Origin of the sequence: Meiothermus sp. (assembly GCF_025060375.1) — a bacterium.
Taxonomy (GTDB): Bacteria; Deinococcota; Deinococci; order Deinococcales; family Thermaceae; genus Meiothermus.
On sequence record NZ_JANXCG010000043.1, the window covers coordinates 27116 to 49529 of the forward strand.

Annotated in this window: 14 protein-coding genes and 2 tRNA genes; 9 read left to right on the forward strand and 7 right to left on the reverse strand. The window is 65.1% G+C overall.

The annotated features are described in order from the left end of the window. Positions 1 to 24: 24 nt before the first annotated feature. Positions 25 to 2760 (reverse strand): exodeoxyribonuclease V subunit beta, encoded by a 2736-nt coding sequence (locus NZ849_RS05880; protein WP_295405328.1) that lies wholly within the window; start codon positions 2758 to 2760, stop codon positions 25 to 27. A gap of 87 nt (positions 2761 to 2847) precedes the next feature. On the opposite strand from NZ849_RS05880, the gene NZ849_RS05885 reads away from it, so the two are divergent. After that, positions 2848 to 3705: an aminotransferase class IV gene (locus tag NZ849_RS05885; protein ID WP_295405330.1), complete on the forward strand. Its 858-nt coding sequence runs from the start codon at positions 2848 to 2850 to the stop codon at positions 3703 to 3705. 50 nt (positions 3706 to 3755) lie between these two features. Here the strand turns inward: NZ849_RS05885 and NZ849_RS05890 are convergent. From NZ849_RS05890 to NZ849_RS05915, 6 genes are all read right to left on the reverse strand, one after another. Next, a tRNA-Arg gene (locus tag NZ849_RS05890) sits at positions 3756 to 3831 on the reverse strand. Between the two features lie 226 nt (positions 3832 to 4057). After that, positions 4058 to 5011 (reverse strand): xanthine dehydrogenase accessory protein XdhC, encoded by a 954-nt coding sequence (gene xdhC / locus NZ849_RS05895; RefSeq protein WP_295405331.1) that lies wholly within the window; start codon positions 5009 to 5011, stop codon positions 4058 to 4060. Between the two features lie 9 nt (positions 5012 to 5020). After that, the gene (gene xdhB / locus NZ849_RS05900; RefSeq protein ID WP_295405333.1) at positions 5021 to 7333 is read right to left on the reverse strand and encodes a xanthine dehydrogenase molybdopterin binding subunit; all 2313 of its coding nucleotides are present in this window, start codon (positions 7331 to 7333) and stop codon (positions 5021 to 5023) included. Next, positions 7330 to 8715 (reverse strand): FAD binding domain-containing protein, encoded by a 1386-nt coding sequence (locus NZ849_RS05905; RefSeq protein ID WP_295405335.1) that lies wholly within the window; start codon positions 8713 to 8715, stop codon positions 7330 to 7332. Before NZ849_RS05905 ends, xdhB begins: the two co-directional genes overlap by 4 nt. Positions 8716 to 8801: 86 nt before the next feature. Further along, positions 8802 to 10226: an HD domain-containing phosphohydrolase gene (locus tag NZ849_RS05910; RefSeq protein ID WP_295405337.1), complete on the reverse strand. Its 1425-nt coding sequence runs from the start codon at positions 10224 to 10226 to the stop codon at positions 8802 to 8804. Positions 10227 to 10307: 81 nt separating this feature from the next. Beyond that, positions 10308 to 10383: transfer RNA gene (locus NZ849_RS05915), tRNA-Lys, on the reverse strand. 111 nt (positions 10384 to 10494) lie between these two features. Here NZ849_RS05915 and NZ849_RS05920 point away from each other — a divergent pair. The 8 genes from NZ849_RS05920 to cas3 form a co-directional block, all read left to right on the forward strand. After that, positions 10495 to 11994 (forward strand): ABC transporter ATP-binding protein, encoded by a 1500-nt coding sequence (locus NZ849_RS05920; RefSeq protein ID WP_295386437.1) that lies wholly within the window; start codon positions 10495 to 10497, stop codon positions 11992 to 11994. Beyond that, on the forward strand, positions 11991 to 13043 hold the full coding sequence (locus NZ849_RS05925; RefSeq protein WP_295386435.1) for an ABC transporter permease: 1053 nt from the start codon (positions 11991 to 11993) through the stop codon (positions 13041 to 13043). The genes NZ849_RS05920 and NZ849_RS05925 overlap by 4 nt, the downstream gene beginning before the upstream one ends. 6 nt (positions 13044 to 13049) lie before the next feature. After that, positions 13050 to 13919 (forward strand): ABC transporter permease, encoded by an 870-nt coding sequence (locus NZ849_RS05930; RefSeq protein WP_295386432.1) that lies wholly within the window; start codon positions 13050 to 13052, stop codon positions 13917 to 13919. A gap of 35 nt (positions 13920 to 13954) precedes the next feature. Next, positions 13955 to 15100, forward strand: coding sequence for a BMP family ABC transporter substrate-binding protein (locus NZ849_RS05935; protein WP_295386430.1), 1146 nt, complete (start codon positions 13955 to 13957; stop codon positions 15098 to 15100). Between the two features lie 58 nt (positions 15101 to 15158). After that, the gene (locus NZ849_RS05940) at positions 15159 to 17480 is read left to right on the forward strand and encodes an ATP-dependent nuclease subunit B (protein WP_295386427.1); all 2322 of its coding nucleotides are present in this window, start codon (positions 15159 to 15161) and stop codon (positions 17478 to 17480) included. Positions 17481 to 17762: 282 nt separating this feature from the next. Further along, entirely contained in the window at positions 17763 to 19394 is a 1632-nt protein-coding gene (locus NZ849_RS05945; RefSeq protein ID WP_295386425.1) for a tetratricopeptide repeat protein, read from the forward strand. A 79-nt stretch (positions 19395 to 19473) separates the two neighbouring features. Then, entirely contained in the window at positions 19474 to 20463 is a 990-nt protein-coding gene (locus tag NZ849_RS05950) for a YafY family protein (protein ID WP_295405339.1), read from the forward strand. A 25-nt stretch (positions 20464 to 20488) separates the two neighbouring features. Beyond that, positions 20489 to 22414, forward strand: a 1926-nt coding sequence (gene cas3 / locus NZ849_RS05955; protein WP_295405341.1) for a CRISPR-associated helicase Cas3', incomplete at its 3' end; no start/stop codon positions are given.

The window sequence follows — 22414 nt, forward strand, 5'->3', positions numbered from 1 at the left end:
GAAGCGGCCCCTCCCTCCCGGCCCTCAGGGCCGTATGGCCTTCAGCGCCGCCTCGAGCAGGGACTTGTCCAGGGTGAGAACCTGGCCAAAGCGCAGGTAAACCAACCGCACCTCGGGCTCCAGACCCCAGGCCCGCCGCACAGCCTCCAGGTAGAGGCCAAGCTGAAAGTGGTAGCGTTCAGGCTGCAACTCGTGGTCGGTCTTGTAGTCCTCCAGGTACCAGCGCTCTCCCACCCGGTAAAGCCGGTCTATCACCCCTTGCCAGATTGTGCTGCCGATGGGCAGGGCCACCGCGAACTCAGCGTAGTCCTCATCGCGGGGCCAGGGAAGGGCTTCTCCCAACAAGGCATGGTACCTGACCAAAAGCTCCCGCACCTCGGCCATGATGGCCTCCCGCTCTTCAGGGTCGTAGGGGAACATCACCTCCTGCGCCTCGAGGTTGGCCATCTCGTCCGGACGGCCGGGATGCCAGTTCTGTCCTATAGCGTAGTGCACCAGGGTACCCACCGCGCGCGCCCCCCCCAGGGGTTCCTCGCCCTCAGCAGGGTCCGGCAACGGCAGGGGCTCGGCCTCCAGGCGCTTGTAGGCCGAAGGGGAGAAGATAGGCGGAAAGGGCTCAAAACCGAACCGCCGCTCCGCCCAGGGCGAGGGAGAAGGCCTTTTGGGTGGGGCTGGGGGAGGCTCCAGCTCCACCTCCTGAAAGGGCCAGGTCCTCAAGCAGAAACTAGACTGGTCGTAGGGCCTGCTCTGGTGCCCCAGCCCCATCTCCTCCAATACCCCAGCCCAGCCCTCCACCCTCCGAGTCGGGTTCACGCTGCCGGTAAGCACCAGAACATCGCGGGCCCGCGAAGCCGCCACGTAGAAAAGCCGCAGGCTCTCCTCCTCCTCCAGCCTTCGGGCCCGAGCCTTGTACTCCTCGAAGAGGGGGGTTTCGGGAAGGGCTAGGCGCTGCACCAGCCGCTCCCCCTGAAGGTCCCGCCCCCCCAGGTACAAAGGGGCCTCGCGCCGGTCCAGCCCCCGGCCCAGGTCAAAAACCGCCACCAGCCGCCACTCAAGACCCTTGGCGCGGTGCACCGTAAGCACCTGCACCCCCTCGCCGGACTGGGGCACGTCCCCTGCATCGGCCTGATGGGAGAGGTGCTCCAGCCGCTCCAAAAGTCCCTCCAGGCTCACCGGGGGACGCGGAGCGAAGTAGAAGAGCAGCGCATCCACGTTCTCGCGGGCGCGGGGCTCCAGGAAGTCCTGGTAGGCTCTGCCACCTATCAAGGGAGCCCGGAGCAAAAACTGCAGCGCCTCCAAAGGAGCCCTGTTCCTGATCTCCTCGCCAATGCGAAGAAGCCGGCGGTGGATCGAAGGGAAGCGCTGTCCCAGAGCCTGCAGGGGGTCGCTGGAGCGCAGCAACCCCTCCACTTCTGATAGGGTAAGGGGCCGAAGCCCGCCCTCCTCGGGTTGGCCAAAGGGGCTGCGCAAAAAGGCCGCCAGGGACAGGCCGCGAGGATCAAGGGCGGCTTTCAGCGCGTGGTACAGGTCGCGCACCTCCACCCGCTCGTAGTAGCCCCGACCCTGCAGCAGCACATAGGGAACCCCCGTGGTCTGAAAGGCCCTTTCAAGGAAGGGAACGCTCCCATAAGCGCGCACCAGCACGGCCATCTGAGAAAAGGGTACCTCAACCGAAAGCGCCCGCAGCCGCTCGGCCAGCACCCAGGCCTCGTAAGCCCTGAGCGCCTCCAGCGGCCTCTCCCCCACCACCCAGTGCACCTCCAGCCGCCCCTGCTCAGGACGCACCCCCTCCACCGGCGGGGCCTCTTCCGGTCCGAAGCCCCGACCCTGTTCGGCCAGGTGCTGGGTCAGGCGGTTCAGGAAGCGCACCAGGACCCGGCTGTGGCGGTAGGTTTTCTGTAGCGGAGGGAGGCGCTCGCCCTCCTGCAGGGCCTGACGAAATACCTCCACATCAGCGTTGCGAAAGGCGTAGATGGACTGCTTCGGGTCGCCCACAACCTCGACGGCCAGCCCAGCCCTCCGCAAGGCCCCAAAGAAGGCCCCTTGCAGGGGGTTCACATCCTGATACTCGTCCACCAAGAGCACCTTCACCCGCTCCTGCACCCGCTCCAAGGCCCCGGGGTGGCGCACCAGCTCCAGGGCCTTCTGCTCGAGCTCCGCCAAAGGCAAGAGGGCCGCCCCGAGCCTGGCCTGGTAGGCCCCGTAGACGGCCTTGTAGACCTCCAGAAACTCTGCGTTGGCCTCGCCCTGGGCGGGCTCAAAGGTCTCGGCCAAGGAGCGCCGGCCAAAAAGGTAAAGCAGGGGCTCCTCCCAGGCCTCCAAATCGCGCCCGTAAAACGGATGAGCCGGATCCCGGGCCAGGTAGCACAGGGTCTTCCACTCCTCCTCAAAGAGGGCCCGGGCCTCCCACTCCCCCAAAACCACAAAGTCCGGGTCAAGGTGCAGGAGGGGTGCGGACAACCGGAGGCAGTGGGCCATAAAGCTGTGGATGGTGCTTAGGATGGCCCCGGGCAGCTCCCGCTGAGCCTCCTCAAAAGCCCGGCGGTCCTTGGGGAGGAGCTCGTAGCCCTGGTAGCGGCCGTTTTGCAAAACCTCCGCGATGGCCAACCCCACCCGCACCCGCAGTTCATCGGCCGCCTTGTGGGTAAAGGTCACGCCCGCAATGCGGCGCAGAGGCGTTCCGGAGGCGATAAGCTCGAGGTAGCGCCGAACCAAGGCGCTGGTCTTTCCAGTGCCAGCAGAGGCAACGCGGACTTTCACCAAATAGAGCTTACCGGAAAATGAGGTCCCAGCCGCACCTGGCTTGGCAAAGTCTGGGAAAGCCAGTATAACAAGCGGTAGAGGACTGTGAGGTACACTTACATCAACGGGCACATACTGGAGCACGCCCAGGCCACCCTGCACATCTCCGACCTGGGGCTTCGGCGTGGTTACGCCGTTTTTGAGTTCTTTCGTGTTCTAAAGGGAGTCCCGGTTTTCCTGGAAGACCACCTAGAGCGATTTGCCCACTCAGCAGCGCTCCTGGAGCTGGAGCCCCCCCATGGCCCAGAGGAGCTAGCCCGGGTCGTGCTCGAGCTCATAGACCACAACGGGATGACCGAAGGGGGCATCCAGATGCTCCTCACCGGGGGCTACTCGGAGGATGCCTTTACCCCCGGGCAGCCCAACCTAATCGTCACGCCTATCCCCGTGAACCCGCCCCCCCGCCAGCTGTACGAAAAGGGTGGCAAGATCATCCTGCACATGAACCGGCGCGAGCTGCCCGAGGCCAAGACCACCGACTACCTGGTGGCTGTGCGGCTTGCCAAGCGGGCGCGGGCCCAAGGGGCTACCGAGGTGGTCTACCACGATGGACAGTGGGTCTCAGAAGGAGGCCGCAGCAGCCTCCTGCTGGTCAAAAACGGCGTGCTGGTCACCGCCAAAGAGGGGGTGCTCCCCGGCATCACCCGCAAACACCTCTTGCAGGTAGCCCGCCCACTGCTGCCCATAGAAGAACGCCCCATCGCCCTAGAAGAGCTTATGCATGCCGACGAGGTGCTCCTGACCGGGGCCACGCGGCAGGTCATGCCCATCACCCAAATTGAGGATCAGCCTGTGGGCGACGGCCAAGTGGGACCCTGGGCCAAGGCCCTGATGGGGGCATTTCAAAGGCACCTCGAGGCTTACCTGAGCCAGCGCGGGGCCAATGCTCCTCGCAAGGTCTAGCCACAAGCGCTTGCTGGCGAGCCGAGGGAAACCTTTCCCAGCGAAAGGGCTGGCGCGCCCGGGAGGATTCGAACCCCCGACCTACCGCTTAGAAGGCGGCTGCTCTATCCGCTGAGCTACGGGCGCACGGGGCCTAGAGCGGCCAGCGATAGTTTAGCAGACTCGAGGCTCCACGCCCACCAAAGCCACGTAGAGGTCGGCCACAACAGGCGGTGCACCGAGCCCACAAGCCAGGGGCTGACGCCTTGAAACCAATGCGGTTAATCCCAAGCACGAGGTAGGCGGAAAACCCCAGCACCCTCGGGTACACAGGCCTCTCCCACTGGGGAGGAAGGAGGCCCCTCGAAAGGCCTCACCGGGCAGCCTGCCCCCTGCGGACGCTGGCCGCTCGAGCCTCTCCCTCACCGCCCACCAGCAGGGGCAGCAATTGGGCCGCCGTAGCGATAGCAATAGCCTCCGGGGCCTTGCTCTGGGTGAGGGGTAGGCCGATGGGGCAGGTCACGCGGGCCAGGTCGGTCTGGGATAGGCCCTGCTGCAACAGCTTCTGCTGAAAGTTGCGCCACTTGACCGCCGAGCCAATCAGGCCGATAAAGCCCAGGTCGCCCCGGCGTAGGGCAGCCTCGAGCACGAACAGGTCCTCGGCGTGATCGTGGGTCATGACGACCAGGTGGGCCCCAGCAGGCAGGTCCTGAACGACGCTGTCTGGGATGGGGGCCTGAAAGACCCGCAGCCTTGCCGCGCCCTGGAGGGGCCTCAGGCGCTCCTCGCTGAGCATGGCGGGCCTTGAGTCCACCAGCCACAGCTCAATAGGCAGAATGGAGAGCACCTTAGCCAGGGCCAGGCCCACATGCCCCACCCCAAAGAGGGCCACCGTGGGGCGAATGGGGTGGACGGCCTCGAGCAGAACCTGCACCTCCCCCCCACAGCACTGCACCCCGTGCTCAGCGGGAGCCCGCTCAGTAAGGCGCAGGGTGTGCACCTGGGGGGTCGTCCCCCCCTCCTCCAGCACCTTCCGGGCCAGCCCAATGGCGGTGGCCTCGAGGTTTCCCCCGCCGATGGTGCCGTACACCGCCTCGGCTGTCACCAGCATCTTGGTCCCCGCCTCACGGGGCGCATGACCTCGCACCGAGAGCAGGGTTACCATCACCAACGGCACCTTCTGCTCGGTCAGGCGGGCCAGGTGCTCAAACCACAGCATCCTCAACACCAGGTCCACATCGGGGCTTTTGGACCAACCCTCGAGCCGGCTCGAGGGATGAAGTTCGTGAGCATTGGCAACCCCCACTGCTCGCCCAGTCCGGTCCAACCAGCCCCATCAATCCCCCGTAACCAAGGCCCTCTGCCGCACCTTCTCTATCGCCCAGTAGACCGCCTCGGGTGTGGCCGGCGAGGCCAGTTCTACAATGCCCCCTCCTCCAAAAGCTGCTACCGCATCCTTCAGGGCCTCGCGCACCGAGATGGCCAGCATCAGGGGGGGCTCCCCCACCGCTTTGGAACCGTACACCACCCCTGGCTCGGTGGCCCTGGGCAGAAGCCGCACGTTGAAGACCTCGGGCAGCTCGGAGAAGCTGGGCAGCTTGTAGGTGCTGGCCGAGCGGGTCGCTACCTGGCCCTTCTCATCCCAGCGCAGGTCCTCCAGGGTAAGCCAGCCCAGGCCCTGGATGAAGCCTCCCTCTACCTGGCCCAGATCCACCAGGGGTGAGAGCGAGTCGCCCACGTCGTGGAGGATGTCCACCCGGCGCAGGGTGTACTGCCCTGTAAAGCCATCCACCTCCACCTCGCTCACCGCAGCTCCAAAGGCGAAGTAGTGGAAGGGCTTGCCCCACATGCGGGCCTTGTCCCAGTGAAGCCCCGGGGTGCGGTAGAAACCGTCGGCGAAGAGCTGCACCCGCTGGGCGTAAGCAGCCCTCACCACCTCAGCGAAGCTCAAACGCTCCTCGGGCTTCCAGAGGCTCCAGACCTGGCCGTTTTCAAAGACCACGTCGGCCGGATTGACCCCAAACCGCTGCGCAGCCACCCCAGCCAGGCGGACCTTTATCTTCTCGCAGGCCAATTTGACCGCGGCCCCGTTCAAATCGGCTCCGGTGGAGGCGGCAGTAGCCGAGGTGTTGGGCACCTTATCGGTGCGGGTGGGCATCACCCGGATGGCGTCGAGGGGTACCCCCAGGGCCTCGGCGGCAATCTGCTGAATCTTGGTGTGCAGCCCCTGGCCCATCTCGGTGCCGCCGTGGTTGACCTGCACCGAGCCGTCCTGGTACACGAGCACCAACGCCCCAGCCTGGTTGTAGGCGGTGAAGTTGAAGGAAATCCCGAACTTGACCGGGGTGATGGCAATCCCCCGCTTGCGGTGGGGGTTTTTCTGGTTGAACTCAGCCACCTCGAGCCGCCGTTCCTCAAACAGAGCACTGCGCTTGAGCTCCTCCCAGATGAGCTGAATACGCTCTACATCCTTCACTTCCTGGCCGTAGGGGGTGATGTTTCTGCTCCCCTCTCGCCGGTAGAAGTTGCGCTCCCGCACCACCTCCGGCGGCAGACCCAGGCTGCGGGCCACCCGGTCCAGGATCTCCTCAATGAAGACCATCCCTTGCGGTCCCCCAAAGCCCCGGAAGGCGGTCTGGGAGGTCTTGTGGGTCTTGCAAACCCGGCCCACCGCCCGCAGGTTTGGGATGTAGTAGGCGTTGTCCACATGGCAAAGCGCCCGGGCCATCACCGGCTCGCTTAGGTCCTGCGACCAGCCGCCATCGGAAAAAAGCTCTATATGCAGGGCGTTTAGCAGACCGTCCTCGGAAAAACCCACCTTGTAGCGGGCGTAGAAGGGGTGGCGCTTCCCGGTAAGAACAATGTCCTGGAGGCGGTTGAGCCGCACCCGCACCGGCCGCCCGGTGAGGTAGGCCCCTAGGGCCGCCACCGCCGCGTAGGGATTGGCCTGGACCTCCTTGCCGCCGAAGCCCCCGCCCATCCGGATGCACTGCACCGTGACCCGGTTGCGAGGCAGGCCCAGCACCTGGGCCACGATCTCCTGGGTCTCCGAAGGGTGCTGGGTGGAGGAGTGCACGAAGACCTGGCCCGACTCGTCGAGCAGGGCTATGGAGGCCTGGGTCTCGAGGTAAAAGTGTTCCTGCCCGCCCAGCTCGAGCCTTCCCTCCAGCACCCGCGCCGAAGCCCTGAGGCCCGCCTCCACATCCCCCCGACGAACCTCCAAGGTAGCCCCCTGGAAACTCCCCTGGCGGATGGCCTCCTCCACGCTGAGGATGGCCGGCAGGGGCTCATAGGCCACCTCAACCCGCTCGGCCCCCAGCCGGGCAGCCTCCTCGCTTTCAGCCAGCACCCAGGCCACCGCCTGGCCAAAGTACATGACCTCCTCGGGAAAGAGCGGCTCATCGCCCTTTAGGCCCGAGTCGTTGAGCCCCGGCACATCCCTCGCGGTGAGCACCCGCACCACCCCCGGCACCGCCAGGGCCGGCTCCGTTTCCATGCGCAGGACGCGGGCGTGGGCATGGGGGGCCTGCACCGGCCAGGCGTGAAGGGCGTTTGGGTAGCGCGGCAGCAGGTCGTCGGTGTAGAGGGCCTGGCCCGTCACGTGCAGGGGAGCCGACTCGTGGGGAATGGCCTTTCCGACCAATTTCATACCCGCACCTCCTGGGTTTCCTGGTAAAACTTCAGGAGCAGGTTCCCGAGCATGGCCCTGCGATAGGCCGCGCTACCGCGGTGGTCGTCGATGGGCTGGAACTCACCCCGCAGGACCTCTGCAGCAGCCCGCACAGTGTGCCCTTCCCAAGGTTTGCCTACCAAAAAGGCCTCGGTCCGGTAGGCCCGCACTGGGGTGGGAGCCACCCCACCTAGGCCAATGCGAAGCCGCTTCACCTGGCCCTCCTCCAGCTCCAGGGCAAAGGCCGCAGCCACAGTGGAGATGTCATCCAGGCGGCGCTTGGCCACTTTGTAGAAGCGGGCTGTGGGGGCTAGGGGCAGGGGTATCCGCACCGCCCGGATAAGCTCGCCAGGCGCCAGAGCGGTCCTGCGGTAGCCGGTGAAGAAGGCCTCCAGCGGCAACGTCCGCTCGCCCTCTGGGCTGACAAGCACCACCTCAGCCCCCAGGGCCAGCAGCACGGGGGGGCCGTCGCCGATGGGGGAGGCCGTCCCCAGGTTGCCCCCAAGGGTAGCCCGGTTGCGAATTAGGCGGGAGGCGAAAAGGGGAAACCACCCCGAGAGGAGGGGGATGCGGCCCTGCAGGCTGCGCTCGAGCTCTGAAAGGGTCAGGCCGGCCCCAAGCTCCACATACGCCGATTCCCAGCGCAGGGTCTTTAGCTCGGGGAGGGCGCTTAGGTCGAGGAGGGCTTCGGCGCGGGCGAAGCGCTGGTTGACCTCCACCCCAAGGTCGGTGCCGCCCGCCAGCAGCCGAGCCTGGGGGTACTCGGCCCACATCTGGAAAAGCTCAGCCAGGGAGGTCGGGCGCAGGTAGGTGCGCTGGACAGTGTAACGCACCGGCCCCAGCGGGGGCGCCGGCCGCTCCAACCGCTGGACCAGGGGATCGTCTGGCGGGGGCTCCCCCAGGGAAAGGGCTGCGTCCCGGATGGGGCGGTAGCCGGTGCAGCGGCAGAGGTTGCCCGAGAGGGCCTCGAGGTCAAAGCCCTGTCGCCCCCTGCGGTAGTACTCCGCGGCCATGCTCACCACAAACCCCGGCGTGCAGTAACCGCACTGCGAACCCCCCTGGAGCATAGCCTCCTGCACCGGGTGGAGCCTGCCCCCCTGGGCCAGCCCCTCCACCGTCCAAACCTCCTGGTCCGCTAGGCTCGGGAGAAGCAACAAGCAGCCGTTCACCGCCTCCAAGCGCGAGGCCTGGCCGTCAGAGCGCAACAGCAACACCGCGCAGGCCCCACACTCCCCCTCGGCGCAGCCCTCCTTGCTGCCGGTGAGGCCCCTACCCCGCAACCAAGAGAGCAGGGTGGTGTGGGGGTCTACCCCGCTAATCCAGACTGCCTCGCCGTTGAGCCTAAAGCCGATGGTATCCATAAACACCATACCCCTCGCCGGACCACCCCCGGGCACACACAGCGCTCCGATTTGGTATACAGAATACCACCCGGCTGGGCCCATCCTTATGGTGAACCTGGCCAAGCTCCCTGGCTTCGACTGGGGTTGGCCGCCTCCATCGCCCCCTTTCCCACGGGCGAGGTAATGCGCCGGATGAATATATCCACCAGCCTGGGGTCCAGCTTCTTCCCCTTGAGCCGCTGAAGTTCCTCGATAATCTCGGCGGGCGTCCAGGCCCGTTTGTAGGGGCGGGGGCTGTAGAGGGCATCAAAGGTGTCCACCACGGCAAAGATGCGGGCCAGGAGGGGGATGTCCTGCCCCTTTAGCCCATCAGGGTAACCCGTACCGTCCCAGTTCTCGTGATGGTGCCGGACCACCTCGAGGGTCTCCTGCGGCAGGAAGGGGACCCGGGAGAGCATCTCCCACCCCTTGGTAACATGAGTCTTCATCACCTCCCACTCCTCCTCGGTAAGCTTGCCGGGTTTTCGGAGTATGTGGTCGGAAATGGACAGCTTTCCTATATCGTGAAGATAAGCACCCCAGCGCAAAAACTTACGCATGCTGGCATCCAAACCCACGTCTTGAGCGAGCTGGTCTGCCCAGGCCGCCACCCGCCTAGTATGCCCCTGGGTCTCGTGGTCGCGGAACTCTAAGGCCAACCCCAGGGCCCTGAGGGTCCCGTCGTATGCGTCCTCGAGCTGCCTCAAGGCCTCCATCTGCCCGAGCTGGGCCCCCATGATCCGGGCCAGGGAGTTGACAATGGCCTTCTCCTTAGCCTCAAAAGGCCGATGACCCTCACGGGCCAGGATGACCACCCCCAGTGGGCGTTTCTGCCGCGCCGAAACCGGCACAGCCGCGGTGGACCAGCCCACGCTCTCGGGTATGCCCTCCAGGTAGTTACCTACGGTGAAGCTGTCGGTTAGGGAGGCCAGGCTGCTGAGCTTCTGCTGGGGAAGGTGCCGCCCCCGGTAACGCTCCAGCCCCCCTCGTGCGCTGACCACCACCGGCCTTCCCTCCCGGAAGCGGACGAAGGCCAGATGGGGGGCAATTTTCAGGTTGTGCAAGGCGGTCATAGCGCTCTCGGTCAGCTCCAGAGGGTCAGCGGCGTTGCTGATGGCCAAGCTACCCTCCTCGAGCAATTGCATGTAGCGGAGCGACTCCTCCAGCTCCCGCTTTCTCCGCCAGTCCCGCTCCCGCAACATCGCCACAAACCCTAAGGCCATGACCCCCGGTAGGGTGGTGACGAGCAGGTTGTCCCAGCTGAATCCTCCCCAAGGGTAAAGGCACTGCAACAGGTTGCTCCCCAACAGCAGGGGCACCACCCATCCCAGGCCCCTGAGGCCGGCCTGCCAGGTCAAGGGGATGAGGAAGAGAAAGGCAAAGGCCTGGTAGTCGTCGGGCAGAAAGAGGAGCGAAAAACCAACCCAGACCAAGAAAGTCAGCAAGCTCAAGAGCTTGGGGTCGTAGAAGGTCCGCCTCAGACGGGTCATAATGCTGCCCCCAATCTAGCACCGGCAGGTGCGGGGGCCAGTTCATTTGACAAAAGCGAAGGCCGGGGTTTCCCGGCCCTATGGTGGGCTGTGCAGGACTCGAACCTGCAACCTACTGATTAAGAGTCAGCAGCTCTACCGGTTGAGCTAACAGCCCAAGCAGATGTTAAATCTAAGCACCCCGCCAAGGCTTGTCAAGGGAACCCCTGGGGAAAAGCGCCCTCCCAAGGCTTTTAGACCGGCACCTTTGCGATTATGATTCTGTGCAATGGGCAAACCCCTCCTTCAACTGCGGGACATCACCAAGCGCTTCCCAGGGGTAGTGGCCAACGACAGGGTAAGCCTCGAGCTCTACCCCGGTGAGGTGCTCGCGCTCCTAGGGGAGAACGGGGCTGGCAAGTCCACCCTCGTCTCCATTCTCTACGGCCTCTACCGACCCGATGAGGGAGAAATTCTGGTAGAGGGCAGCCCGGTGCGCATAGCCTCTCCGGTGGATGCCCTCCGCTACGGCATCGGCCTGGTCCCCCAGCACCCGGTGCTGGTGGACCGGCACACCGTGGCCGAAAACCTAGCCCTAGGCCTTGGCAGCGCCCTCTTCCCCAGCCGACGCATCCTGCCCCTCATCGAACGAATCGCCGGAGCGTACGGTCTGCAGGTAGACCCTAAGGCCTACGTGCACCAGCTCTCCCCGGGCGAGAAGCAGCGGGTGGAGATCGTGCGGGCCCTGCTGCGGGGGGCCAAGGCGCTCATCCTAGATGAGCCCACCAGCGTGCTCACCCCCCAGGAAGCCCAGGCCCTCTTTAGGGTGATGCGCGAGCTGAGGGCGGCGGGAAAGTCAATCATTTTCATCTCACACAAGCTCGAGGAGGTGCTCTCCATTGCAGACCGGTGCGTGGTGCTGAGACGGGGGCGGGTGGTCGGCAACCTACCCAGAGAGGAGGCCAGCAAGACCAGGCTGGCCGAGCTGATGGTAGGGCGCCAGGTGAGCTTCGAGCGCCGGCGGCAGACCCCCGATCCAGGCCCGGTCCTCCTAAAGGTGGAGGGCCTGACGGCCCGCTCCGAGCGAGGGCTGCTCGCCCTGCGGGGGGTGGGCTTTGAGCTGCGCTCGGGGGAGGTGCTGGGTATAGCCGGCATCGCCGGCAACGGCCAGAGCGAGCTGGTGGAGGTGCTGGCCGGCCTGCGCCTCCCCCAAGGAGGGCGGGTGCTGCTGGAGGGCAAGCCCCTGCCCTCTGACCCCGCCCGGCTTTTCGCCTTAGGGGTAGCCCACATTCCAGAAGACCGCATCCGCATGGGCAGTGTGCCCAGCATGAGCGTGGCTGAGAACCTGGCCCTGCGCAACTTCGACCAGCCTCCCCTGGCGCGCGGCGTTCTGCTCGACCCCAAGGCGATGTCCGCCCAAGCCGAGGAACGGGTGAGGGCATACGCCATCGCCACCCCCAGCGTGCACACCCCTGCCCGGCTCCTCTCTGGAGGCAACCTGCAGAAGGTGATTCTGGCCCGAGAACTCTCCACCAAAGCCCGGCTTATCCTGGCGGTGCACCCCACCTACGGGCTGGACATCGGGGCCGCCGAGCAGGTCCACGAGGCTTTGCTGCAGCAAACCCGGCTGGGGGCTGCGGTGGTGCTGGTCTCCGAGGATCTAGAAGAGCTCCTATCCCTCTCCGACCGGATTGGGGTAATGCACCGGGGGGAGCTGCTCGGCCCCTATGGGGCGATGGAGGTCTCCCGTGAGCAGATCGGCCTTCTGATGACCGGAGGTGCGGCGTGAGGCTCGAGCCCCTCCCCAACCCCTCGCCCCTGCGGTCGGTAGGCGTCACGCTGCTGGCCTTGGGGCTGGCCTTCGCCCTGGTGGGTGGGGTCTTCTGGGCCTATGGTCTGAGCCCGCTCGAGGCTTACCGCACCATGCTGGAGGGCACGCTGCTGGACCCCCGGGGCTGGCAGGAGGTCCTGAGGCGGACCATTCCCCTGCTGCTCATCGGGGCAGGCCTCAGCCTGGCCTTCCGCACCCAGTTCTACAACATCGGAGCTGAAGGGCAGCTCCTACTGGGAGCCGTGCTGGCCGCAGGGGTGGCCCTGTTCCTCCCCCTACCCCCGGCCTTGAGCCTTCCCGCCATGGCCTTGGCCGCAGCCCTGGGCGGGGCCCTGTGGTGTGGGCTAGCTGCCTGGCTCAAGAACCGCTTCTACGTCAACGAAATCCTCACCACCCTGATGCTCAACTACGTGGCCCAGTCGTTGGTCATCTACCTCATCAACGGTCCCTGGCGGGGCAAGGACGTACGGGGCTACATCTACTCCGACCGTTTCGCCGAGTACCAGCAGCTCCCGGTGCTCCTGGGCTCCAACGTGCACTGGCCTACCCTGGCGCTTGGGATCGCGCTGGCGCTTTTGTTGCAGCTTCTGCTTTTCCGCTCCACCCTGGGCTTCCGGCTGCGGGTGGTGGGGGAAAACCCGGGGGCAGCCCGGTACCTGGGCATCTCCCAAAGCCGCGCCTTCCTGGTGGTGGCGCTCATCACCGGGGGAGCAGCTGGCCTGGCAGGGTTCGGGGAAATTGCGGGCATCCACCACCGCCTTATCGAGCCCACCCAGCTCTCCTCTGGCTACGGCTTTACCGCCATCATCGTGGCCTGGCTGGCTCGAGGCAATCCGGCCCTGGTGCTTCTGACCGCCCCCTTGATGGGCCTGATCCTGGCTGGGGGGGATGTCCTCAAGGTGAGCTTTAACTTGCCTTTTCGTATCGTGGACGTGTTTAGCGGGGTGATGCTCTTCGCCCTCATCGGGTCGGAGCTCTTCCTGCGCTACCGCTTGCGCCATAGATGAGGCTCTATGGAAGAAGTCCTGAACGCACTGGCTCGAGCCCTCTCCTTTGGCACACCCCTGCTCATTGCCTGCCTGGGGGCGCTTCTCAACGAGCGGGCAGGGGTGGTGAACCTTGGGGTGGAAGGCATGATGGCCCTGGGCGCCCTGGCCAGCTTTGCGGTGGCCTACGGCGAGGCGGGGGACGGCAACCTCTGGCTGGCCGTGCTGGCGGCCATACTGGCCGGAGGCCTTTCCGCACTGCTACACGGGTTTGTCACCATCACCCTGCAGGCCAACCAGTTCGTCTCCGGTCTGGCCCTGAGCATGGTAGGGCTGGGAATAGCTGGGCTTCTAGGCAAACGCTACGAGGGGTTGCCCCTTTTCGACCACCCTTCCGAGGAGCCCTTCATCCTGGGGGCCATGGGGCTGGCGCTGTTGCTGGCCTTCCTCTTCGGCGCCACCCGGCTGGGCCTGTCCTTGCGCTCGGTAGGCGAGAACCCAGCGGCGGCCGACCTCCTGGGGATCAACGTGCTGGCCCTCCGCTACGGGGCGGTGGTAGCGGGCGGTGCATTGGCCGGGCTGGCTGGGGCCTACCTCTCGCTGGTCTACCGCCCTTCCTGGACCGACGGAATGACGGCGGGGCTGGGCTGGATTGCCGTGGCTCTGGTCATCTTCGTCGGCTGGAACCCCCTCAGGGCCATATTCGGTGCTGTCTTCTTTGGCCTCCTCTACTACCTGCAGTTCCGGCTCCAGGGCCAAAGCGGCATCCCCAGCGAAGTGTTTGCCAGCTTACCCTACCTGCTGGTTATACTGGTGCTGGCTTTATCAGGGCTGCGTGGTCAGCAAGGCAACGCCCCCGAAGCCCTAGGCAAGCCCTATCGGCGGGGGGAGCGTTAGGCCCAAAAGCTGGAAACGGGCCCAGGAGGTGCGTCATGAAGATTAGGCTTTTGGCTCTCCTTGTAGCGCTCGGTCTCGGGCTCGGCCTGGCCCAGCAGAGCAACCTCAAGGCCTGCTTTATCTACGTGGGTCCCATCGGCGACGTGGGCTGGACCTACGCCCACGACGAGGGCCGTCGCGCCGCTGAAAAGGCCATCCCGGGCCTTACCACCCAGTACGTGGAGTCGGTCAAACCCGCCGACACCCTGGCTACCGTAGACCGGCTGGTAGCGGGCGGTTGCAACGTCATCTTCACCACTTCCTTTGACTTCATGGACCAGACCCTCGAGGCGGCCAAGAAATACCCCAACGTTATCTTTGCCCATGCCTCCGGCTTCAAGCGAGCCCCCAACATGCTCACCTACATGGCCGATTTCTACCAGATCTACTACCTCAACGGCCTGATGGCCGGGGCCCTGACCAAAAGCGGCAAGGTGGGCTATGTGGCGGCCTTCCCCATTCCCGAGCTCAAACGCCATATCTCGGCCTTTGCCCTGGGAGTGCGCGCGGTCAACCCCAGGGCCACCGTCAACGTCAAGTGGATCAACGCCTGGTACAGCCCCGTCAAAGCCCGCGAGGCCACTGAGGCCCTGATAGCCGAGGGCAACGATATTGTGGCCTTCACCGAAGACACCGCCACAGTGATCCAGACCGCAGCCCGCCGCAGGGTCCCCAGCTTCAGCCACTACAACTCCATGTACAAGTATGCCCCCGACTACGTGGTTTCAGGGCAACTTGTGGACTGGAGCGTAATCTACATCGACATCCTGAAAAAGGTACAAAACGGCACCTATACCCCCAAAAACCTGGAGAACGTGGACTACTGGTGGCTGGCACGGGAGCGGGCGGTCATGCTGGGGGCCCAGGTCGGGATGCCCATCAACCCCAAGTTTGAACCTGCCCTGAAGCAGGCCACCATGGTGGTCAACGGCAAGCGGATGAGCGTGTACGACCGGGTGATGGAACTGTACAGGGACATCCAGAGCCCAAACCCCAAGTGGGACCCCTTCACCGGCCCTATTCGCGATCGCAACGGGGTCCTGCGGGTGCCCGCAGGCCGCAGGATGACGGTCAAAGAACTCAACGAGATGCAGTGGGTGGCCCCAGGGGTGGTGGGCCCGGTGCCGGACGAACCCAAGTAGGCCACTGGAGGCCGCGGGCACCCCGCGGCCCAGTTTTTTCTCCTTGTATATTGGCCTTGTGCACCTGATTGTTGGCCCCCCTGCCTCGGGCAAGACCACAAAGCTGTTGGAGGTAGCCCACACCCACCTGCGCCAGCGCAAGCGGGTCTGGTGGGTGGGGTTACCCATGCAAAAGGCCTACGTCTACCGCCGGGCCACCGAGCAGAGGGCGGTGCTGGGGCTGGAGGTGCTCACCTCCCAGCAGCTTTACTACCGTCTACTGGCGGCAAACTTTGGCCTAAAGCCCATCCTGACCGGACCGGGGCGGGTAGCCCTAGTGGGGGAGGCCCTCCACTCAGGGGAGGGCCCGCCCCCAGGCCCAGGCGAAGCCCGGCTCTTCACCCGGGCCATTGCTGAGGCCAAGCGCAACGGGGTGGGGCCGGAGGACATCCCCCAAATAGGGCCTGAAACCCGCCGGCTGAGGGAGGTCTACCGGCGCTACGAGGAGCTAAAGGCCTCCTGGGGTCGCTGGGACTACGACGATTTTCGCAGCGGGGCCCTGAGGCTGCTGGAAGAGGGAAAGCCCCGCATTGAGGCCGAACTGGTGGTGGTGGACGGTTTCCGCGAGCTAGGGGTGCTCGAGCTTCGCCTGCTCAAAGCCCTCTCCCGTCACGTAGAGGTCTGGGTGAGCCTGCCGGAGAGCCCCCCAGGCCTCTCCCCAGAGGTAACCCTCTCCGCCCATCCGGTCTGCATGCTCCGTTTCCGTGCCCCCAACCCGGTGAGCGAGGCTCGCTGGGTTTTGCAGGCCGTCAAACGCGACCTGGCCCAGAATTTCTCGCCGCTCGAGCTGGCCATCGTGGCCCCTCAACCCCGCATCCCGACCTTTCTGACCCTGGCTGACGAGTACGGGCTGCCCCTGGTCAACCAGCTCCCCCCCACCACCGCCGACACCCCCGAAGGACGGCTTCTTCTAGCCCTTCTGGAGCTTCCCGACTACCCCACCCCAAGCCGCCTGCTGGCCCTGCCCGAACTCGCACCGCTGGGCCGGGCTGCCCTGGAGCGGGGTTTGGTGGGCCTGGAGGCCATTGGCCGGCTAGCTGAGGAGCTCGGCATGGGTGTGGTCTGGAAGGCTTGGCTGGCCCGGCTGCGCTCCCCAGGTGAGGAAGGCGCTGGATCGGCCGGAAGCCCCCTCTCTCCCCTAGCCTGGGCCGAGGAACTGGTGGACGCCCTACCCGAGGTGCGGCACAGCTCCTCCCGGGAACGCCTGATGGAGCGGGCCCGGGAAGCCCACCGAATCGCCTGGGGCCCCCACTTTCGGCAGTGGTGGGCTGCCTTGTTGGCCGAGACCTACGAGCCGCACCACCCCAATGGAGGGGTAGCCCTGCTCACCCCCAACCTGGCCTCAGGTCAGCGCTTCCGCAGGGTCTACATAACCTACGCGGTGGAGGGAGCCTATGGGGCGGAAGAGGTGGAGGACTATTTTGTCCCGGAGGAGTTGCGGGTGGGCCTCGAGGAAGCCCTGCGGCGGGCCGGAGGGGTGCTGCCCCGGCGCTTTACGGGGCGCGACAGGTTGCTCCTGGAGGAACTCAAGACCCGGGCCGAGGAGGTGGTGATTACCTACCCTGAGGCTGACCAGGAGGGCCCCTTGGAGCCCGACCCGGTCCTGGTAGGCCCTGCACCAGACCCTCTGCCCCCTCTCCCAGCGGCCAGCCCGCTCGAGGTGAACCCTCCCCAGCCCTACCGAGCGGGCCTTGGTCCAGTTCTTCTGGCCTCCCCCACGGTGGAGGACCTGCGCCACTACGAGGAGTGCCCCATGCGCCACTGGGCGGAACGCCTCGTCCAGGACCCTAAACCAGAGTGGTGGCAGCTTTGGGCACGGGAGGTGCGCGAATCGAAGAAGCTGGTTCCAGCCCGGCTCGAAGCCCTGGCCCAGCAGTTTCCCCAGGCCGAAGGCTGGATGCGCCACCACCACACCTTGCTAAGGGGGCTGAACCTGGGCTTCAGCCTGGAGGACAAGGGGCTCAGGGTCCAGCTGGACGGCATCTCGCGCAGGGACCGCGAAGTCCATATCTACCGCTTCGTGGCTCCCGGCACCCCATCCAAGGAGGCCGAAGAAAAGGTACGCAAACGCTGGAGCGAGCGCTGGGCGGCGGCGTACCTTCTCTCACACCCCACGTGGCAGATTCGACGGGTTTCGCTGTGGGCCTGGCCGGTGCTGGGGGAGCCAGTTCTGGTCTACGGAAACCCCATAGAGAGGCTTTGGGAAGCGCTCAAACAGCATCAGCGCAGGGTTCAGGAGGCGAAGGAGCGCTACTCAAGCGGGGAAATAAAGCCCAAGCCCGGTTTTCCCTGCCGCAATTGCGCAGTTAGGGACGTGTGCCGCGAGGGCAGCCCTGGTTAGAAGGCCCCTCCCTGCCCCTAACCTTATCCCAAAAACCGCGACAGGTTCTGTCACGCTAGGGCTTCAGACTGGCCCGCGTGAGGAGCTTGTGTCTCCTTGTAGCGCTGCTGGTCCTGCTAAGCGCCGGCCTGCTGGTTCGCCTGGAGCCCCCATGGGTGGAGCCACTCGAAAGCCCAGGGAATTCCCCCTTCAGACCGATCGCCGATGAACCCAAGTGCTGCTTGGGCGGTCAGGAAGCGGTTTTCTGGTAAACCCAAGGCTGGGTGCGGGTATGATGAGAAAGTGCGCAAGCGTGACATGGGCCACCTCCAGAGCAACCTGCTGGCCCTTTTGGAGGCGCACCCAGACAAGGTAGCGCCGGTCTTGAAGCGCTGGGTAAGCGAGGCGGATGGCTACGTGGCCGCCCGGCAGCTGGTGGAGGAGGTTTTCTCCCTCATCCCAAAGGGGTTCCTGCGGGACAACCCTACTGCTTTGGGGCTGTACGCGCAAACCCTGAGCATCGCACGGATGCACGAGGAGCTGCTCGAGCAGACCGAGGGCCTGCCCCTTCAAACGGACTACGCCAAGGCCTTGCTCTACCGGGCCTGGGCTTTGAACCGAGCGGGGCGCAGCCAAGAATCTCTGGGGCTACTGGAGCGCATAGAGCAGTTGCTCGAGCCGGAAAACCGAGGGCAGTGGCTGCGGTTCAAAGCCGAGGCCATGGCACGGCTCCACCAACCCGGCTGGCAGGAGGTCTATGCCCAGGCCAGCCAATGCCTCAAAGGGAGCGAGTTGGGCCGCTGCCTCCACGACTGGGGGTATTACCTCTACCGCCAGGGCCAGACCGCCGAGGCGCGGAGCCTTTGGGGTAAGGCTCTAGCCCACGTGCACCATGACCCCTACTACCAAGCCTGGCTCCACCACAACCTGGGCATCACCGTACTGCACAGCCACCCTGAGGAGGCCGAGTACCACCTGCTGCAGGCTGCAGAGCTCAGCAAAAGGAAGGAGGCCGGGGATTTCCGGGCCAGAGCCCTGTGCGGGCTGGCGGCGGTGCGGCGAACCTTAGGGGAGTGGGAACGGGCCCTCAAGAGCTATCATGCTGCGGTCCAGGCTGCCAAAGAGACCGACGATCTTCGGGTGGCTTACCAGGGCATTGGCCTTACCCTGCGCCTGATGGGCAAGCCCGCCGAGGCCCTAGCCTACTTCTGGAAAGCCCACGCTGCTGAACCGTTGGATGAGGTCTACGTGGATATCGCCATCGCCAACCTAATGCTGAACAACCCAAACGCGGCTGAAACTGCCTTGAACCAGGCCCGGCAGATAGGCCCCCGTGCCGCGATGAAGGCTCTGCTGGCCCGGGCTGAGCTGGCCCGGAGGAAGAAGAAGACCGAGGCCCTTGCTGCCCTCCTGGGGCAGATCGAGTGGTCGCAACCCTGGTTGCTGGAGGAGCAGGCCTGCCTCCCTGCCCTATTTGCCGAGGCCAGGCAGCGCGGCTACCTGGAAGGCCCAAGGAACAGAGCTAGACCCCTTGAGGTAGAGGTGCGCGCCGGTGGTGTGCTTCAGGTCAAGGTTAACGGACGGGAAATACCCCTGAGCCCCACCAGCCGGGCTGGTGAGGTGCTGGTGCTGCTCCTAGAGAACGGAGGGGAGGCCACGCTGGACCAGCTTATGGACCAACTCTACCCAGAGGAAATCCACCGCCACAAGGCGCGGCGGGCCATCTGGCCGCACATTGAACGGCTTCGGGAAGCCTTAGGGTGGGAGCGGAGCGTCGAGGCCAGAGGCGGCACCTATCGCTTGGACCCCAGGGCCCGCTGGCGCTACGACATGCGCGACCCCCGGGTAAGGCGCAAGGGAAAGTTTATGGAAGGGGTCTTTTCCAACTGGGTACAGCAACGCCGAGAGGAAATCATGCAGGAAACTTCTATGTGAAGTTTAGATATCCTTAGCGCACTACCCATGAAAAAGGTAGTTAGTCCACCCGTGGATGCCTGGCTGATAAGCTGCAAGCATGGCAAAAGGAGCTAGCCACAAAAAAGCCCAACGCCTTCTAGAGGCCCGAGAGCTCCTTCTAGCCCGTCCCTACACCGCCCAGGAGCTGGCCCGGGCCCTGGGGGTTCACAAGCGCACCGCCCTGCGCTATCTCCTAGAGGACCTGGGGGCCATTGAAACAGAGCGAGACGGGCGCTCGCCCAGATACCAGTTGCTGCAAAGCCAGGAGTTGAGCCCCGTGGAGGCCCTGGTCACCCACAGCGCCCTGCGCCTCCTCTACCACCACACCCCGGGTTACGAACCCACCTATTTCTCTGCCCTAAACAAGCTGGCCCGCCGGCTGCCCATGCCAGCCCAAGAACTAGCCCTAAAGAGTACCCGCGACCTACAGTGGCGCAGCCTGATCCACAAGGACCAAGGGCTGGCCATGGCCACGGTGGCCGAGGCCTGGTTTCGGCGACAGCTCCTCGAGTTTGATTACCTAAAACCAGGAGGTTCCGGCCGGCCACGTAAGAACCTGCTGGAGGTTTACTTTCTAGAGGTCTCCCGCACCAACCTGGGGATGTACGTGATTGGCTACGAGCGCGGCTACCACAAGGCCCTGCGCACCTACAAGCTCTCCCGCATGCGCCGGGTGCGGCTGGTGGGCGAGCCCGGGGCTTACACCATCCCCAAAGACTTCGACCCCCGCGAATACCTCTCGAACGCCTGGGGGGTCATTGGCAGTAGCGGAAGGCCACCGGTGGAGGTGCGGCTGCTCTTTCGGCCCGAAGCCGTCTACCGGGTTGAGGAGGGTGGTTACCCCAATCTCCAGATCATCCAAAAGCACCCCGACGGCAGCCTGGAGGTCTCCATCACAACAGGCACAGACAACGACAACTTCCCCCTGGAGCTTCTTTCCTGGGTGCAAAGCTGGGGGGCGCGGGTCGAGGTGCTGGCCCCGGAGAACCTCCGGCGGCGGTGGCTCGAGGAGGCCCGGCAGGTGGCGGCCATTTGTGACAGGATTTGACACGCTGGGGAGGTATACAAGGCTTATGCTCTCCGAAGCGGCCAAAACCCTCTGGGCCAAGAGCGAAAAAGACGGCGCCTGGCATCCGCTGCTGGCCCATATGCTGGACGTGGCGGCCTGCGCTGAGGCCATCCTGGAGCGAGAACCCGAGAAGACCCTGGAGCTTTACGCCGGGGACCTGAACCTTCCGCCTGAGCAAGCCAAGGCCTGGGTGTGCGCCCTGGCGGGGCTGCACGACATCGGCAAAGCTAGCCCCGCGTTCCAGCAAAAGTGGCCGGCGGGAAAAGAGCGGGTTTGGCAAGCAGGGCTAACCTGGACTACTCCCCCAACGGCGCCGCCCGATGACGTTTCCCACAGCGCCATCAGTGAGGCGGTGCTGCCGGATCTCCTCGAGGCGCGAGGCTGGGTACGCAGGGCCGCCGAAAACGTCGCCGCTGCGGTAGGCGAGCACCACGGTTTTCGGACAGCGCAACAGGACCTAGACAGCGTTACGGGCAAGGAAAAAGGCAGGGGGGCCTGGGACGAGGTGCGGCGTGAGCTTTTTGAGGCCGTGCTCGAGGTACTCGGTGTGGGCGAGGCGCCGGGGGTCTGCATCTACGGGGGCGCGGCCTTCGAGCGCCTGGCGGGCCTGACCAGCTTTGCCGACTGGATTGGCTCGAGCCTCGAGTTCCACCCCCTCGGCGATGACCTGGCTGGGTATTACCGGAAGGCCAAGGAGCGGGCGGGGAAGAAGCTCGATGAAATCGGCTGGTTCCGGCGCGAACCGCTGCTGCGCGAGCCGAAGGGGCTGGAAGAGGTTTTCAGCTACCTGGGCATGCCCGAAGAGCCCTTCAGAGCGCGCCCCCTGCAAAGGGAAGTGGAGCGCCTTCTTCAGGGGGCCAGAGGCCCTGCCATGCTCCTGATTGAAGCCCCCATGGGCGAAGGCAAAACCGAGGCCGCTTTGTACGCCCACCTGCGCCTGCAGGCAGCCAACCAGCACCGGGGCCTGTACCTGGCCCTGCCCACCCAGGCGACGGGCAACCTCATGTTTGAGCGGGTCAAGGCCTTCTTGGCCCAGCTGGGCAGCGAGCGCAAGCCCGACCTGCAGTTGCTTCACGGGGCCAGCGAGCTACAGGAGAGCTATCAGAAAATCATCGTGCGGCCCAACATGCCCAGCCAGAACGAAGAAGGGGTGGAGGCCCAGGTCTGGTTTTCCCACCGCAAGCGGGGCCTGCTCTCCGAATACGGCGTGGGTACGGTGGACCAGGCACTTTTGGGCGTCCTGCCCACCAAGCACCACTTCGTGCGGTTGTGGGGGTTGGGAAACCGGGTGGTGGTGCTGGATGAGGTGCACGCCTACGACACCTACACCAGCGGCCTCATTGAAGCCCTGGTGCGGTGGCTCCATGCGCTGGACTCTTCGGTTGTGCTCATGAGCGCAACCTTGCCCAGGGTTAAGCGAGAAGCCCTGCTGCGGGCCTACGGAGCCGAGGCGTGGGATGAAGCCTGCTACCCCCGCATTAGCTGGATACAGAAGGGCGAGCGCAAAGCGCACGCAACAAGCTTTGAGGCCCGGCCTCAGCCCACCCTGACCCTCAGGCCCACCCGGCTCGAAATCGAAAACCTTGAAAGGAGCGCCCTCGAGCAGGCCCGCTTGGGAGGTTGCGTGGCCTGTATCGTCAACACCGTGCAGCGGGCACAGGAGCTGTACCAGAGGCTGGTGGACAACCAGGATGGGATAGAGGTAAGCCTGTTCCATGCCCGCTATCCGCTCGAGGAGCGCTTGGTGCGTGAGCAGGCCGTCGTTGCCAAGTTTGGCAAGAAGGGTCAGCGTCCTCCAAAGGCCATCCTGGTCGCCACCCAGGTGGTGGAGCAATCCCTCGACCTCGACTTCGACGTGATGTTCACCGACCTGGCCCCCATTGACCTGGTGCTCCAGCGGGCCGGGCGGCTGCATCGCCACCAGGGGCGC